General features: G+C 72.9%; 1 protein-coding gene. It reads right to left on the reverse strand.

Annotated features, from left to right (window positions below):
- Positions 1-1,493 (reverse strand): SpnB-like Rossmann fold domain-containing protein (locus T398_RS26755; RefSeq protein ID WP_496450573.1); only part of this gene is annotated, 1,493 nt, incomplete at its 3' end.
- Between the last annotated feature and the right edge of the window lie 53 nt (positions 1,494-1,546).

Here is a 1,546-nt window from a genome sequence, read left to right on the forward strand (position 1 = left end):
TGCACCGCCACCAAATGCCGAGCCACCGCCGCACCCAACGCACCCGTCGCACCAGTAACCAACACCGTGCCCGTACCGAAGAGCGGAGCGTCCGGCTGCATGGTCGGCGGCGTCCGGCGCACGATCCGCGGAACGGAGACGACTCCGTCCCGGATCGTCACCTGCGGCTCGCCGGCGGCCAGGGCGAGCGGAAGGACGTCGACGAGCTGGTCGGTGTCGGCGTCAACGAGAAGGAAACGGTCGGGGTTCTCGGCCTGCGCGGAGCGCAGCAGCCCCCACACGGCCGCACCGGCCAGGTCGGTCACGTCGTCACCGACGGCATGCCGGGTGAGGACGACGAGCCGGGCGGTCGTGGGCTCCGCCAGCCAGCGCTGGGCGATCGCCAACACCCGGTTCACCTCGGCGTGCACGTCGTCGGTGCCTCCGGCCGGCAGCACCACCAGCTCGGTCGGGCCGTCGCCGTTCCCCGGGCCGGTGGTCCGAGTGCGGCCGTCGCCGGTGGGGGCCGGGGCGGTGTCGGGGTGCCAGGTCCACGTAGGGGTGGTTTCGGGCGCGGTGCGGCCGAGGGGGTGCCAGTCGAGACCGAAGAGCGCGTCGGCGACCCCGGTGGCCGTGGTGACCTGCACCGGGCGGAGCACCAGCGACTGAACGCTCGCGACAGGCGCGCCGACGGCATCGGCGACCGCGATCCGGATGCCCGTGTCGGACGGGGTGAGCCGTACCCGGAGGCTGGTGGCACCGGTGGCGTGCAGTGCCACGCCCGACCAGGCGAACGGCAGACCCCGGTGGGTGTCGTGGTCAGCTCGGGTGAGGGCGTGCAGGCCGGCATCGAAGAGCGCCGGGTGCAGACCGTAGCCGTCGGTCTCCGCGCCGTCGGGGAGATCGACCTCGGCGTAGAGTTCCTCGCCGGCCCGCCAGGCGTGGCGCAGACCCTGGAACATGTGGCCGTAGTCGAGTCCGCCGGCCGCGAGGTCGTCATAGAGCCCGGTCAGGGGCAGCGGTTCGGCGTCGGCGGGCGGCCACTCGGTGAGGGCGACGCCGGGGGTGTCGCTGGCGGTCAGGACTCCGGTCGCGTGCCGGGTCCATGGGGCGTCGTCGTGTTCGCGGGAGTGCACCCCGACGGCGCGGCGACCGGTCGGGTCGGGTGCCTCCACCGCAAGTTGGACCTCGACGCTGCCGCTGTCCGGTACGACGAGCGGGGCGTGCAGGGTCAGCTCGTCGATCAGGTCGACGCCAACCTGGTCGCCGGCGTGGAGGGCGAGTTCGACCAGCCCGGTGCCGGGGAACACGACGGTGCCGCCGACCGAGTGGTCGGCGAGCCACGGGTGGGTGATCAGGGACCAGCGGCCGGTGAAGACGGCGCCGTCGGTGTTGGCCAACGGCACCGCGGCGTCGAGCAGGGGGTGGGTGTCGGCGAGGAGTCCAGCGCCGACTAGGGCCGGGTCGTAGAGCCAGTAGTGCTGGTGTTGGAAGGCATACGTCGGCAAATCCACCCGCCGCCCACCCCCACACACCACACCCCAATCCAAATCCACACCCGACACCC

This window comes from Salinispora goodfellowii (assembly GCF_059570675.1).